General features: G+C 70.5%; 13 protein-coding genes and 1 pseudogene. 10 read left to right on the top strand and 4 right to left on the bottom strand.

The genetic code is table 11. The features are described from left to right. Window positions 1-1,410 carry an NAD-dependent malic enzyme gene (locus tag AC5L3X_RS08825; protein ID WP_189126138.1) on the top strand — a complete coding sequence of 470 codons (1,410 nt, stop codon included), beginning with the start codon at window positions 1-3 and terminating at the stop codon, window positions 1,408-1,410. Here AC5L3X_RS08825 and AC5L3X_RS08820 read toward each other — a convergent pair. Then, entirely contained in the window at window positions 1,397-1,945 is a 549-nt protein-coding gene (locus AC5L3X_RS08820) for a hypothetical protein (protein ID WP_494856263.1), read from the bottom strand. The two genes, AC5L3X_RS08825 and AC5L3X_RS08820, sit on opposite strands and share 14 nt — an antisense overlap. Before the next feature lie 116 nt (window positions 1,946-2,061). On the opposite strand from AC5L3X_RS08820, the gene AC5L3X_RS08815 reads away from it, so the two are divergent. Further along, window positions 2,062-2,640 carry a YqgE/AlgH family protein gene (locus AC5L3X_RS08815; RefSeq protein WP_189126140.1) on the top strand — a complete coding sequence of 193 codons (579 nt, stop codon included), beginning with the start codon at window positions 2,062-2,064 and terminating at the stop codon, window positions 2,638-2,640. On the opposite strand, the gene AC5L3X_RS08810 is transcribed toward AC5L3X_RS08815, so the two are convergent. Continuing rightward, a complete protein-coding gene (locus AC5L3X_RS08810) occupies window positions 2,637-3,353 on the bottom strand; it encodes a TetR/AcrR family transcriptional regulator (RefSeq protein WP_494856262.1) in 717 nt (238 codons plus the stop codon). The genes AC5L3X_RS08815 and AC5L3X_RS08810 overlap by 4 nt on opposite strands. A gap of 158 nt (window positions 3,354-3,511) precedes the next feature. Between AC5L3X_RS08810 and AC5L3X_RS08805 the strand changes: the two genes are divergently transcribed. The 7 genes from AC5L3X_RS08805 to AC5L3X_RS08775 all read left to right on the top strand — a co-directional run bounded on the left by AC5L3X_RS08805 (window position 3,512) and on the right by AC5L3X_RS08775 (window position 11,276). Continuing rightward, the gene (locus tag AC5L3X_RS08805; RefSeq protein WP_189126142.1) at window positions 3,512-5,116 is read left to right on the top strand and encodes a DHA2 family efflux MFS transporter permease subunit; all 1,605 of its coding nucleotides are present in this window, start codon (window positions 3,512-3,514) and stop codon (window positions 5,114-5,116) included. Between the two features lie 104 nt (window positions 5,117-5,220). Then, on the top strand, window positions 5,221-5,481 hold the full coding sequence (locus tag AC5L3X_RS08800; RefSeq protein WP_189126143.1) for a DUF3039 domain-containing protein: 261 nt from the start codon (window positions 5,221-5,223) through the stop codon (window positions 5,479-5,481). 77 nt (window positions 5,482-5,558) lie between these two features. Then, window positions 5,559-6,473, top strand: coding sequence for a zinc metalloprotease (locus AC5L3X_RS08795; protein WP_494856260.1), 915 nt, complete (start codon window positions 5,559-5,561; stop codon window positions 6,471-6,473). 26 nt (window positions 6,474-6,499) lie between these two features. Continuing rightward, window positions 6,500-7,888: an MFS transporter gene (locus tag AC5L3X_RS08790; protein ID WP_494856259.1), complete on the top strand. Its 1,389-nt coding sequence runs from the start codon at window positions 6,500-6,502 to the stop codon at window positions 7,886-7,888. A gap of 161 nt (window positions 7,889-8,049) precedes the next feature. Beyond that, on the top strand, window positions 8,050-8,862 hold the full coding sequence (locus AC5L3X_RS08785; RefSeq protein ID WP_494856258.1) for a hypothetical protein: 813 nt from the start codon (window positions 8,050-8,052) through the stop codon (window positions 8,860-8,862). Between the two features lie 133 nt (window positions 8,863-8,995). Further along, window positions 8,996-10,744 carry a DEAD/DEAH box helicase gene (locus AC5L3X_RS08780; RefSeq protein ID WP_494856257.1) on the top strand — a complete coding sequence of 583 codons (1,749 nt, stop codon included), beginning with the start codon at window positions 8,996-8,998 and terminating at the stop codon, window positions 10,742-10,744. 157 nt (window positions 10,745-10,901) lie between these two features. Next, a complete protein-coding gene (locus tag AC5L3X_RS08775; RefSeq protein ID WP_494856256.1) occupies window positions 10,902-11,276 on the top strand; it encodes an STAS domain-containing protein in 375 nt (124 codons plus the stop codon). Here AC5L3X_RS08775 and AC5L3X_RS08770 read toward each other — a convergent pair. Together AC5L3X_RS08770 and AC5L3X_RS08765 are read right to left on the bottom strand one after the other, a co-directional pair. Then, on the bottom strand, window positions 11,273-11,887 hold the full coding sequence (locus tag AC5L3X_RS08770; RefSeq protein WP_494856255.1) for a hypothetical protein: 615 nt from the start codon (window positions 11,885-11,887) through the stop codon (window positions 11,273-11,275). The genes AC5L3X_RS08775 and AC5L3X_RS08770 overlap by 4 nt on opposite strands. Window positions 11,888-11,999: 112 nt before the next feature. Beyond that, on the bottom strand, window positions 12,000-12,569 hold the full coding sequence (locus AC5L3X_RS08765) for an isochorismatase family protein (RefSeq protein WP_494856254.1): 570 nt from the start codon (window positions 12,567-12,569) through the stop codon (window positions 12,000-12,002). A gap of 155 nt (window positions 12,570-12,724) precedes the next feature. Between AC5L3X_RS08765 and AC5L3X_RS08760 the strand changes: the two are divergent. After that, window positions 12,725-12,898: pseudogene (locus AC5L3X_RS08760) on the top strand (transposase); the annotation flags it as partial. Between the last annotated feature and the right edge of the window lie 156 nt (window positions 12,899-13,054).

Here is a 13,054-nt window from a genome sequence, read left to right as displayed (position 1 = left end):
GTGGCGACCGTCCCGAGTGTGTCGTACTCCATCACCGTGCGGCTGGAGGTGTCGGCAGGCGGCAAGGCCGTCAGCCAGCTCACCCACGCCGTAGAGTCGGCAGGCGGCGTGGTGACCGCCCTCGACGTCACCAACGCGGGTCACGAGCGGCTGCGCATCGACGTCACCTGCGCGGCCCGGGACACCGACCACGCTCAGGCGATCGTCGACCAGCTGGAGGGCGTCGACGGCGTCGTCATCCACAAGGTCTCCGACCGCACCTTCCTCATGCACCTCGGCGGCAAGATCGAGATGGTGTCGAAGGTGCCGCTGCGCAACCGCGACGAGCTCTCGATGGCCTACACGCCGGGCGTGGCGCGGGTGTCGATGGCGATCGCCCGCAACAAGGAGGACGCCCGGCGGCTGACCATCAAGCGCAACACGGTCGCCGTCGTCACCGACGGCTCGGCGGTGCTGGGCCTCGGCAACATCGGTCCCGAGGCGGCGCTGCCGGTGATGGAAGGCAAGGCGGCGCTGTTCAAACGCTTCGCGGGCATCGACGCCTGGCCCATCTGCCTCGACTCGCAGGACGTCGACGAGATCGTCCGCACGGTCCAGCTCATCGCGCCCGGCTTCGGCGGCATCAACCTGGAGGACATCTCCGCGCCCCGCTGCTTCGAGGTCGAACGGCGGCTGCGCGAGCTGCTCGACATCCCGGTCTTCCACGACGACCAGCACGGCACCGCCATCTGCGTGGTCGCCGCGCTCACCAACGCGCTGCGGGTGGTCGACAAGTCGCTGGCCGACGTCCGCATCACCATGGCGGGAGCGGGCGCGGCGGGCACGGCGGTGCTGCGGCTGCTGCTCGCGGCCGGCGCGCGCGACGTGATCGTCTGCGACTATCTCGGCGCCGTCCACAAGGGCCGCGACGACCTCGACGACTCGCTGCGGTGGATCGCCGACCACACCAACTCCGAGGGCTACGCCGGTGACCTGCGCGGTGCGGTCAAGGACGCCGACGTGTTCGTGGGCGTCTCGGCGCCGGGCATCCTGACCGGCGACGACATCGCCACGATGGCCCCCGACGCGGTGGTGTTCGCGCTGGCCAACCCGGAGCCCGAGGTGTCTCCCGACGACGCCCGTGAGCACGCCGCCGTCGTGGCCACGGGGCGCTCCGACTACCCCAACCAGATCAACAACGTGCTGGCGTTCCCCGGGGTCTTCCGCGGCCTCCTCGACGCGCAGGCCACGGAGGTCACCTCGGAGATGCTGCTGGCCGCCGCCGGGGCCCTGGCCGCCGTGGTGACGGCCGAGGAGCTCGGCCCCAACTACATCATCCCGAGCGTCTTCCACCCCGACGTGGCCACCGCGGTCGCCGCGGCCGTCCGCGAGTCGGCCGGTGGCCGTGCCCGCGGCTTCACCGAGGCATGATCCTCGCCCGGTGATCCGCGCTGCCGGACGGGCACGAGCCGGGCCAGATGGAGCCGTACCACCACAGGATCCCGCCGGTGAGCAGCAGAGCCACCGCGGTCGCGAGCTTGGCGATGAGGGCGAGCGGCGGGCCGGTGTGGGGCAGTGACTGGCGGCGCCACCCCTGCGGACAGTCGTTCTTCGCGCGGGCCGAGCCGATCAGGTCGCGCGAGCCCTCCACCGAGTACGCCCTGATCCGCACGGTGTCGCCTTGGTCGACGGTGATGTCCTGCCGGACGGTGTCGTGGCCGTCGACGGTCCCGCTGATCACGGTCGACGAGCCGGCCCGCAGGTCGAACCTGGCCGGGTGCCGGGTGCGGTTGCGCAGCGCGACCGAGACCTGTCCGCTGCGGCAGCTGATCCGGTCGACCGACATCGTGAGGGGGTCGTCGGAGTCCGGCCACGCCCCCGCCTTGGTGGGCAGGAGGAGCATCGCGGCCAGAGGAAGGACGGCCACGATCAGGACGGCCAGGCTGAGACGGGTTGCGGTGCGCATGAACGGGCTCCACGACGATGCAGGGCTTTGCTCCGTATAGTGCCCATTTGACTGCATAGCGTAACGCGTGTCGAGTGGGGGAGCGGGACCGGCGGTTGACCCTTCATGATGGATGTATGGCGGAAGCGATCTACGTTGGCGGGTTGTTGGTGGCCACGCCGCTTCTCGACGACCCCAACTTCCGGCGTAGCGTCGTACTGATCCTCGAACACGACCTCGACGGCGGAACCCTCGGGGTGGTGCTCAACCGGCCGAGCGAGATCTCGGTGACCCAGGTGCTGCCGGTGTGGGATCCGCTGGTGACCGGCCCTCCGGTGCTGTTCGAGGGCGGCCCGGTGCAGACCGACAGCGCGCTGGCGCTGGCGGCGGTGCCGAGCGGGGCGGAGCCGCTCGGCTGGCGCCGGCTGCACGCGGGCACGCCCGCCGTCTCGCGGCTCGGCACGGTCGATCTCGACGCGCCGCCCGAGATCCTGCAGGGGGAGATCGCGCAGATGCGCATCTTCGCCGGCTATGCCGGCTGGACCTCCGGGCAGTTGCAGAGCGAGATCGCCGAAGGCGCGTGGTACGTCGTCGACTCCGAGGTGGGTGACACCTTCCACACCGATCCCGGCTCGCTGTGGCGCCACGTGCTGCGGCGGCAGGCCGGAGAGCTGGCCTTCGTGGCGACCTGTCCCGACGACCCGACGCTCAACTAGGCGTCCCTGTGTGAGCCGTCCCGATCCACCGTGTCCCTTTCCGCGGTGTCCCTTTCCGCGGTGTTCGAGTCAGGGGTGTTCGGGTCCGTGGGGTTCCAGTCCGCGGGGTTCAAGTCCGGACGCATGAGGCCCTCGGCGAGCTCGATGGTCTCCCGCATCCGCCGGACGATCTCGTTCAGGTCGGCGACGTCGTGCAGGGGGCACTCGAAGCCGACGCGCATGGTCGACATGGCGAACGCCACGATGAGGTGGGAGAGCCGGTCCGAGTCGGGATCGACGCCCCTGCGGGCGGCGATCTCGCGGACCAGGGCGTGTTCGGTCTCCGCGACCTTGGCCACCGAGAGCCCCACGAGGCGGGGATTGTCGTCGAAGATCCGGCGCAACTTCAGGAATCGGGCGGCGTCTTCGGGTGTTGAGTCCTCCATGTCACTAGTCACCGCGCGCAGTGCGTGTGACAGCGACGTGAAGGGAGGCTCGTCCGTGGGACGGCCGCGCAGGGTGTCCATCATGATCTCCACGCCCTGGTCGTGGAATCCGAGCACCAGGTGGTCCTTGCCGGTGAAGTAACGGAAGAACGTGCGGGGGGAGATCTCGACGGACCCCGCTATCTGGTCGACCGTGGTCGAGTCGTACCCTTGTTCGAGGAACAGGTCGAGCGCCGCGTCGAGGATCGCCAGACGCGTCCTGGCCTTCTTGCGCTCCCGGAGCCCCATGGTCGTCACTCCCTCGAAATCTGTCTGTCACAGTGTGCCATAAGTCATGAAACGACGAATAAAATCGAGTTGTAATATGTCACCGACTGACATAGATTACCCGGCGGTTACGTGACTTTTGCCCCACTGTGGGGCGTGTGTGTTGAGGGGGATATTTCATGGCTCACGCGACGGTTGACGCGCCGTCGTCGCCGGGCCCCGGTAGAACGGGGACCGGCGGCAACCCATGGCTGGTGCTGCTCGCGGTCAGCCTCGGCGTCATCATGGTGATGCTCGACGGCACCGTGGTCGGCATCGCCAATCCGGTCATCCAGAAGGATCTGGGCGCCTCCTTGGCCGACCTCCAGTGGGTCACCAGCGGCTATCTGCTGGCCCTGGCGGTGTTCCTGATCACGGCGGGCAAGCTGGGTGACCTGTTCGGCCACAAGCGCGTCTTCCTGATCGGCGTGGCCGGCTTCGCGCTCACCTCGGTCGGCATCGGTTTCAGCGCCGAGCTGGCCGAGATCGTCCCCGGCGTCACGCCGGTGGGCGCGCTGATCGGCCTGCGGGTGCTCCAGGGCCTGTTCGGCGCGCTGCTCCAGCCCGCCGCCCTGGCGTTGCTGCGCGGCGCGTTCCCCGGCGAGAAGCTCAACCAGGCCATGGGCGCGTGGGGGGCCATCATCGGCCTGTCCAGCGCGGCCGGCCCGATCGTCGGCGGCGTGCTGGTCGAGAAGGTGAGCTGGGAGTCCGTCTTCTTCATCAACGCGCCGGTGGGCATCATCGCCCTGGTCATGGGCTTCCTCCTGATCAAGGAGCCCCGTGTGCAGACGCTGGCGCGCATCGACTGGGCGGGCGTGGTCCTGCTGTCCGGCGCGATGTTCGCGCTGGTCTGGTCGATCATCAAGGCGCCGGAGTGGGGCTGGGGCGACAGCACCACGATCGGCTTCCTGGCCGCGTTCGCGGTGCTCATCGGGCTGTTCATCTTCTGGCAGAGCCGGGCCAAGCAGCCGCTGGTGCCGCTCTCGCTGTTCAAGAACGCGTCCATCTCGATCGGCGTCGTGCTGATGACGATGGTGACGTTCGCCATGTTCGGCGCGATGTTCTTCCTCGGCTTCTTCTTCCAGGGCGTCCACGGGCTGAGCCCGCTCGACGCCGGCCTGCGCATGCTGCCGATGAGCGCGGGCATGATCGTCGCCTCGCCGCTGGCCGGCATCCTGCTCGGCCGGCTCGGCCCGAAGATCACGATGACCGCGGGCCTGCTGATCACGGCTGTCTCGATGTTCCTCATGTCGCAGCTCAGCATCGACGCGACCTTCGTGGAGACCTCCATCCCGTTCGTGCTGCTGGCGTTCGGCCTGTCGCCGGTCTTCGTCGGCGCCACCGAGATCATCGTGGGCAACGCCCCGATCGAGCTCAGCGGCGTCGCGGGTGGCGTGCAGCAGTCGGCCATGCAGGTCGGCGGCGCCCTCGGCACCGCGATCCTGGGCGCCGTGATGGCGGCCGAGATCTCCACCAAGCTGCCCGGCTACCTCGGCCCGGCGGCCCAGGCGATCCCGCCGGACCAGATGACGCTGCTGGAGAAGGCCGCCGCCTTCGGCGGGCTCCCCGAGGGCACGCCCGAACAGCTCGTGCAGCTGGTCGGCCCGGCGGTCAACAACGCCTTCATGGACGGCATGCACCTGGCGTTCCTGGTGAGCACGGCGGTCGCGCTGCTGACCGCCGGTCTGGCCCTGTTCGTCAAGTCCGGCCGCAAGACGGAGGGCCAGCCGGTCCACCTCGGCTGACCCGCCTTCCCGTACGGCTCTCGCCCTGGTGGCGGGAGCCGTACCCCTGTTCGGGGGAGGGCGCGCCAGCGGGAGCGGTCGCCGGCGGGCATAAAATCGGTGAGGTGAGCACGAAGATCCTCCCTCAGCAGGAGACCACGCCGCAGACGTCACACGGTGACGGCGATCACGAGCGGTTCTCCCACTACGCCGACAAGCACAAGATCACCGAGAGCATGGTGACCGGCACACCCATCCGCGCCCTGTGCGGCAAGATCTGGGTGCCCAGCCGCGACCCGAAGAAATACCCGGTCTGCCCCGAATGCAAGGAGATCTACGAGGGCCTCCCTCCGGGCGGCGGCGAGGGCGACGACCAGAAGCAGTGAGTGTTGGTGCCTGGCGATCATCCCAGATATGACTACGGTCAGTAATCAGACCTGCTCATATCGTTACGGGGGATCGTATGACCAGGCGCGCGACCGCTGTCTATCTGGCATGCCTGTTCACGGCCACGCTCACGCCGCCGCTCCGCGCGGACTCACCGGCGTTCGCCGCGTCCGGCTGCGTGACACCGGGCACGGCCCACCGGCATCGTGACGATCCGCGCGGGCCTGAGCCGGGGGCGCCACAGTCCAGCGACGTGGCCGCGGTGCTCACCGACATCGACGCGCGGCTCGGCGGGGCGCCGCCGCCGGCCACGGTGACGGTGCCGCTCTGGGTGCACATCCTCACCGACGGCGTCACCCGGGTCCCCGACCGCTCCATCAAGGCGCAGCTCCAGGCCCTCGCCGCCGCCTACTCCGGGCGCCTGGGCGGAGCCGCCACCGGCGTCGCCTTCCGGCTGGACGGCACCGACGTCACCGAGAACGCCGCCTGGTTCACCGATCCGGTGACCAACGAGACGCAGATGAAAACGGCCCTGCGCAGGGGCGGGCCCGAGACCCTCAACCTCTACATCGTCCAGCTCGACTACCGGGTGCTCGGCTTCTCCACCTACCCCTACTGGTACCCGAGCAGCCCCGTCAGCGACGGCGTGGTCATCGACTGGCGCACGATGCCCGGCGGCCCGCTGACCGACTACAGCCTCGGCTACACCGGAGTCCACGAGATCGGCCACTGGCTGGGCCTGTTCCACACCTTCGAGAACGGCTGCGTCGAACCGGGCGACGGGGTCGACGACACGGCGTCGCAGGCGGGTCCCACCAAGGGCTGCCCGCAGTTCAAGGACACCTGCGAGGGCGGCGGCACCGACCCGATCCACAACTTCATGGACTACGCCCACGACCGGTGCATGCGGGAGTTCACCCGGGGCCAGGCGGTCCGGATGCGCCAGATGTGGGCGGTCTACCGCGACCAGGCGGCACGCGCGGCGGTGTGAGCGGGGACCGCGTCTAGGATGTCGGCGTGACAGCAGCGAAGCCAGTCGACACTCCATACAAACCCTCTGGCATCTTCGGCCCCGCGTACCGCACGGCGACACTCGGCATCCTGCTCGTCATGACGCTGGTCGCCTTCGAAGGCATGTCCGTCGGCGTCGTCATGCCGGAGATCTCCGAGCAGCTCGACGCGCTCAACCTGTACGGCGTGAGCTTCTCCGCCTTCCTCATCGCCAGCCTGTTCGCCAACGTGGTGTCCGGTCTCTGGGCCGACCGCCACGGCTACGCGATGCCGTTCCTGATCGGGATGGCGCTCTTCGTGGCCGGCATGGCGCTGGCCGGCGCGGCCACCGGCAGGGAGATGTTCCTGGTGGCGCGGGCCGTCCAGGGGCTGGGGGCCGGATGCACGATCGTGGCGATCTACGTCATGATCGCCCGGGTCTACCCGCCGGACGTCCGGCCCAAGGTCTTCGCGGCGACGTCGGCCGCGTGGGTGGTGCCCGCGATGGTCGGCCCGGCCGTCGCCGGGTTCGTCGCCGACGAGTGGGGCTGGCGCTGGGTGTTCTACGGCATCGTCCCGCTCGTGGTGCCCGCTCTGGTGATGCTGCTCCCGTCGCTCGGGAAGCGGCCGGACGAGGAGGACCGGACCCGCTCGTCGGGCCCGCGTTCCCGGCCGCTGCTGATGACGCTGGCCGCCACCTCGGCCGCCGGGGGAGCGGGCGTGCTGCTCTACGGCGTCGACGAGTTGCGCTCCTCACCCCTGAAGAGCGCCATCATGGTGATCGTGGCCGCGGCCTTCCTCGTGTACGGGCTGATCAGGCTGCTTCCGCCGGGCGCGCTCCGGTTCGGCCGGGGCCTGCCCACCACGATCATGATGCGCGGCCTGTTCTCGGCGGCCTTCTTCGGCGTCAACTCGTTCATCCCGCTGGCCCTGCAGTCGGTCAAGGGGTTCGGCCCCACGGCCGCCGGCATCGCCCTCACCACCGGCGCCCTCGGCTGGTCGACCGGGTCCTACCTGCAGAGCAGGCGCGAGGTGGAGCCGTACAAACGGATGCGACTGGGCGCGGCCTGCGTCGTGGCCGGCGTGCTGCTGACGATCCTGTCCGTGGTGCCCGGGGTCACGGGGTGGGTCGCGGTGCCCGCCTGGATCGTGGCGGGCCTGGGGATGGGCCTGGGCATGGCCACGGTCAGCGTCACCGCGCTCAAGCAGTCGCCGGTCAACGAGCAGGGGGCCAACAGCGCGGCGCTGTCCGTGACCGACATGCTCGGGTCGGCGCTGGCGCTCGGCATCGGCGGCGCGCTGATCAACGTGATCGGTCACACCTCGGCGGAGATCGCCGTCGGGTTCGTCGTGATCTGCTGCCTCATGGCCGCGGTGGCCCTGGCGGCCACGCTCCTCGCGTCCCGCGCCCGCTGAGTCCCGCCCCCGCAGGGTCCCCGCTGCGTCCCGTGCCTCCGAGTCGCTCGTACGCCGAGTCCTCGTACGTCGAGCGTGATTCCGTACCTCCTGTCACAACGATCACGGATTCCCTGATCGCAGCCCGAAGGAGTGATAGGACAGCGGGACAGGGAGGTGTCATGGAGGATGATCGCCGCGTCTGGCCCGTGGGTCCCGGCCCCAGGCGTCGCCGTCCTCCGAAGGCGCCCAACCCGGTGTGGGACGAAGAGGAGCCCGACGCCGACTGGCTGAGCCGCCTCCCGGACGATGACGACGAGGCATGGAACCCTCAGATCAGGCGGACGGCCGCCCTCGGCATCGAGCGCGACGACGCGCGCCCGTCCTGGAAGTCGCTGCCGCCCTCCGCCCGCCTCTACGGAGCGCCCGCCGACCCCGGCCTGCCGAGACGGGCCAGGGGGCGGGTCTGGCGCCGCCGCCTGGCCGTGTTGCTCGCCCTGCTGGCCGCTTCCGCCCTGGTCACCGCCGTGGTCGTGATGGTCCAGCGGCTCGCCGAGCCCCGGCCCGAGACCGGGCGGCTGCTGCACGACTCGCTGGCCGGGGTGTCGATCCCGCTGCCCGCCGGATGGCGCCAGGACGCGGTGCCGCCGGTGACGGGGTTCACCTCGGTCGCCAGGGACGAGGTCGGCTCCCTGGTGATGGCCAGGCCGGTGGCCCTCGACGACGCCCGGCAGGACACGGTGGAGGCCGCCGAGCTCTACTCACGCCTGCTGCTCAAGGGCGACCGGGTCAGCGTCGTGGAGGACAGGGAACTCGCCCAGGGTCACACCCGGGCGCTGCGCGCCGAGTATCAGGATGTGGTCAACCGGCCGGCGTACCTCCGGGTGATCCTGCTCACGCGCGGCGAGCGGGCGGTGCTGCTGGTCGGCCTGCTCCAGCCCGAGGAAAGCGCCCGCAGGCAGGTGCTCGACGGCCTGATGGCGAGCGTGCGATGAGCCATGTACGGTCATTAGCACGCGACGGTGACCTTGGCCAGGATTCGCGGTGCACGGCACGTCTTGTCGGTGGCCCCGATTACTCTTGGGTCACTGTGAGAAAGCGAAGCACACCAACCCCAGAGGTGATGCGGTGAGCACCTTCGCCGCGTCCCACCTGTCGCCTTCCTATCCCGACCGTGCCGCGTGGGGCACCGCCCCCAAGTTGCGGGCCTGGCAGCAGGAGGCGTTCGACCTCTACTTCAGCCGTGAGCCGCGTGACTTCCTCACCGTGGCGACGCCCGGCGCGGGCAAGACCACCTACGCGCTGCGCATCGCGAGCGAGCTGATCGCCAATGGGGTGATCCGGGCGATCACCATCGTCACCCCGACCGAGCACCTCAAGCGTCAGTGGGCCGACGCGGCGGGCAAGGTCGGCATCAGCATCGACCCCGAGTTCAAGAACAGTCAGGGGGCCACCTCCCGCGACTACATCGGGGTCGCGGTGACCTATGCCCAGGTCGCCATGCACCCCGCCCTCCACCGGGCGCGCACCGAGGCGCGCAAGACGCTGGTCATCTTCGACGAGATCCACCACGCGGGCGACGCCAAGTCGTGGGGCGACGGCATCCGCGAGGCGTTCGAGCCCGCCGCCCGCCGGCTCCAGCTCACCGGCACGCCGTTCAGGTCCGACGACAACCCGATCCCGTTCGTCGGCTACGAGGAGGACGTCGAGGGCCTCAAACGCAGCGTCGCCGACTACTCCTACGGCTACGGCCCGGCGCTCGACGACGGCGTGGTCCGGCCGGTCATCTTCCTGGCCTACTCCGGTGAGATGCGGTGGCGCACCCGCGCCGGCGACGAGATCGCCGCCACGCTCGGCACCCCGCTCACCAAGGACCAGCTCTCCCAGGCCTGGCGCGCCGCGCTCGACCCCAAGGGCGACTGGATCCGCCAGGTCATGCAGGCGGCCGACCGGCGGCTCACCGAGGTCCGGCGGGGGGTGCCCGACGCGGGCGGCCTGGTCATCGCGACCGACCACGAGACGGCCCGCGCCTACGCCCGACACCTGCGGGCCATCAGCGGCGAGGGCGCCACGGTGGTCCTGTCGGACGACCCGGGGGCGTCCAAGAAGATCAAGGCTTTCGCGGCGTCCCAGGATCGCTGGCTGGTGGCGGTCCGCATGGTGTCGGAGGGCGTCGACATCCCACGCCTGTGCGTCGGGGTCTACGCCACCTCGACCTCCACCCCGCTGTTCTTCGCCCAGGCCGTCGGCCGCTTCGTCCGGGCTCGCAAGCGGGGCGAGATGGCCTCGGTCTTCCTGCCCTCGGTGCCGACCCTGATGGGGCTGGCCAACGAGATGGAGGTCGAGCGCGACCACGTCCTCAACCGCAGGCCGCCCGAGGACGGGCTGGACGACAGCCTGCTGGAGCAGGCCAACCGCAAGCAGGACAACCCCGACGTCCTGGGCGACGAGCTGCCGTTCGAGACCATGGAGACGTCGGCGACGTTCGACCGGGTGCTGTTCGACGGCGGCGAGTTCGGCACCGGGGCCGAGGTGGGCTCGGCCGAGGAGGAGGACTTCCTCGGGCTGCCGGGCCTGCTGGAGCCCGACCAGGTGGCGACCCTGCTCCGCAAGCGCCAGTCCGATCAGCAGGCGGCCAAGCGCAGGCAGCCGGAGGCCCCGGCCACCACGCTGGCGCCGCACGAGCAGATCGCCGAGCTGCGGCGCGAGCTCAACGGCCTGGTCGGCGCGTGGAACCATCGCACGGGCCAGCCGCACGGCGTCATCCACTCGGAGCTCCGGCGGGCGTGCGGCGGCCCGCCGATCGCCCAGGCCACCGCCGAGCAGATCCAGGAACGGATCGACAAGATCCGCCAGTGGGCCACCCAGCGGCGCTGACGATCGCACCGGCCGCGGGGGACGGCGGCGGGCACGCCGTCCCCCGATCTCGCGGCGGTTCATACGCGTTCGGTCACACCATCGTGACGATTTGATTGGGACGGGCGGGAAGCGGTAACAACCACTTTGGCTGTTGCTGAGCGGAAGGGCGTTGCCTATGTCGATTGGGGCCACGGGCAAACCGACGTTAGTCGTCACCTCCGGTCTCGTCCCCAACGCATCGGTCCTCCGTCTCGAAGGCGAGCTCGACGTGTACGTGCTGCCGCTGCTGCGCGAGCACCTGCGCCGGATCTGGGAGCTCCCCGCGACCCCTTTCATGATCGTCGACCTGGGCAAGGTCGGCTTCTGCGACTCCATGGGGGTCAACGCGCTGGTCGAGGCGATGCAGGAGTGCGAGGCCCGGGGCACCCGGCTGCTGCTGGGCGGAGTGCGCGGGGTCATGGCGCGGGTGCTGTCGATCACCGGCCTGCGCAACGCGTTCGAGGTGTACGACGACGTCGACGAGGCGCTGGGCCTGGCGATGACGAGCTAGCGACCCGGCCCGGGCCCCTGACGGACGGCTGCCGAGGACGTCTCGTGACGGGCCGCGACGCCGGGGATGCGCCGCCCGGTGCGGCCGTCGACCGGCACGTACCGGCCCTGGTCGTCGAGCGGCACCAGCAGTGAGGCGGCGCCGCGCTCGACGCGTACGGGCAGGGTGCGGGGCCGGCCGGCCGGCAGGGGCGTCCCGCGGCCGATGTTGTGCTCTCTGCGGCGCTCGCCCTCCTCGGGGCCCTCGCGCACCCAGACGCGCAGCTTCCTGCCCTCGGGACGCACCATGACCCTGGCCGTCGCGCACTCACCAGGGGCGGCGGCCCAGGACAGGGTCAGGCCGTCGTGCCGGCCGTCCAGGCGGGCGGTCTCGGGCACCGGCCGGCGCTCCGCGCACACCACCCGTTCGGGCACGTGGGGCATGTCGTGCGCCACGACCTCCAGCGGCGAGGGGGTGTTGACCGCGATCGTCGCGGCCTCCAGCGCCGCCAACGTCAGGAGAGCGCCGAGCCGGGCCGCATGGCGGCCCCGGACGAGAACCCAGAGGCTGAGCGGGCCGAGCACCAGCCAGGCCAGACCGAGGGAGGCCAGGCCGAGGGAGTAGGCGGGCATGACACCTCACACGAGGACGAGGACAGGTGAGACTCCGTCCTACTCCGGCGGCGTGGCGGCCCGGCGACTCCTTGGTCATCATCTGACCGCGCGCCCGCCAGGCGTTTACGCGTCAGCCGACGATGGGCGCCCCGTGCAACGTGACACCGGCGGTGTCGAACTCGGCCACGGCCGCGTCCGTGGTCGCCCGTGACACCCCGGCCGTGAGGTCGAGCAGCACGCGCACGGCCAGCCCGTTCTTGACGGCGTCGAGCGCGGTGGCCCTGACGCAGTGGTCGGTGGCGATGCCGACCACGTCGACCTCGTGCACCTTGCGCTCGTAGAGCCAGATGCCGAGGCTCACCCCCTCACCGGAGGATCCCTCGAAGCCGCTGTAGGCCGCCGAGTGGGCGCCCTTGCTGAACACCTCCTCCACCGCGCCGAGGTCGAGCGCCGGGTGGAAGTCGGCGCCCGGGGTGCCGACGACGCAGTGCGGGGGCCAGCTGGCCACGTAGTCGGGCCGGCCGGAGAAGTGGTGGCCGGGATCGACGTGGTAGTCGCGGGTCGCCACCACGTGGTCGTAGCCGTGCGCCGCCACGTGCCGGGTGATCGCGGCCGCCACCTCCGATCCGCCCGTCACCGCGAGGCTGCCGCCCTCGCAGAAGTCGTTCTGAACGTCAACGATGATCAGCGCGGTGCCCATCAGCGTCTCCCGAGGGGGCCGTCGCCTTGAGGCGACGGGGGAATCGGGCACGGGAGGGCCGTCAGGGCCCGAGCGTGCGGTGACCCGCATGGTCTGCGCATCAGAGATCTCCGTTCGTCGCATGTTAGATGGGCGGCGCTGTTATAAAAGATCGTGTGATTCGTAAGGTACGCACTTCTCCTGGTGCGGCCTATGACCTCGGGTACCACGTGGTGTGGTGCCCGAAGTATCGCCGCCCGGTCCTTGGCGGCCGTGTGAAGGACCGCCTTGAGGAGTTGATCCGTGCCAAGGCCGATGAGCACGGTTGGGAGATCGTGGCGCTTGAGGTGACGGCCGGCGCGGTGTCGGCCGAGACGGTGCAGCGCTATATCGAGACGCGCCTGTGACGCTGTGCCCGCCGAGCCGCTGCCCCCACGGGCGCGGTGGCCGGGATCGACATGGGCGTCGCCTCGCTTGTCACCACCAGCGACGGCGCACACGTGGCC

This window comes from Nonomuraea sp. CX421 (genome assembly GCF_059358955.1).
This window is presented reverse-complemented; position numbering and strand designations above follow the sequence as displayed.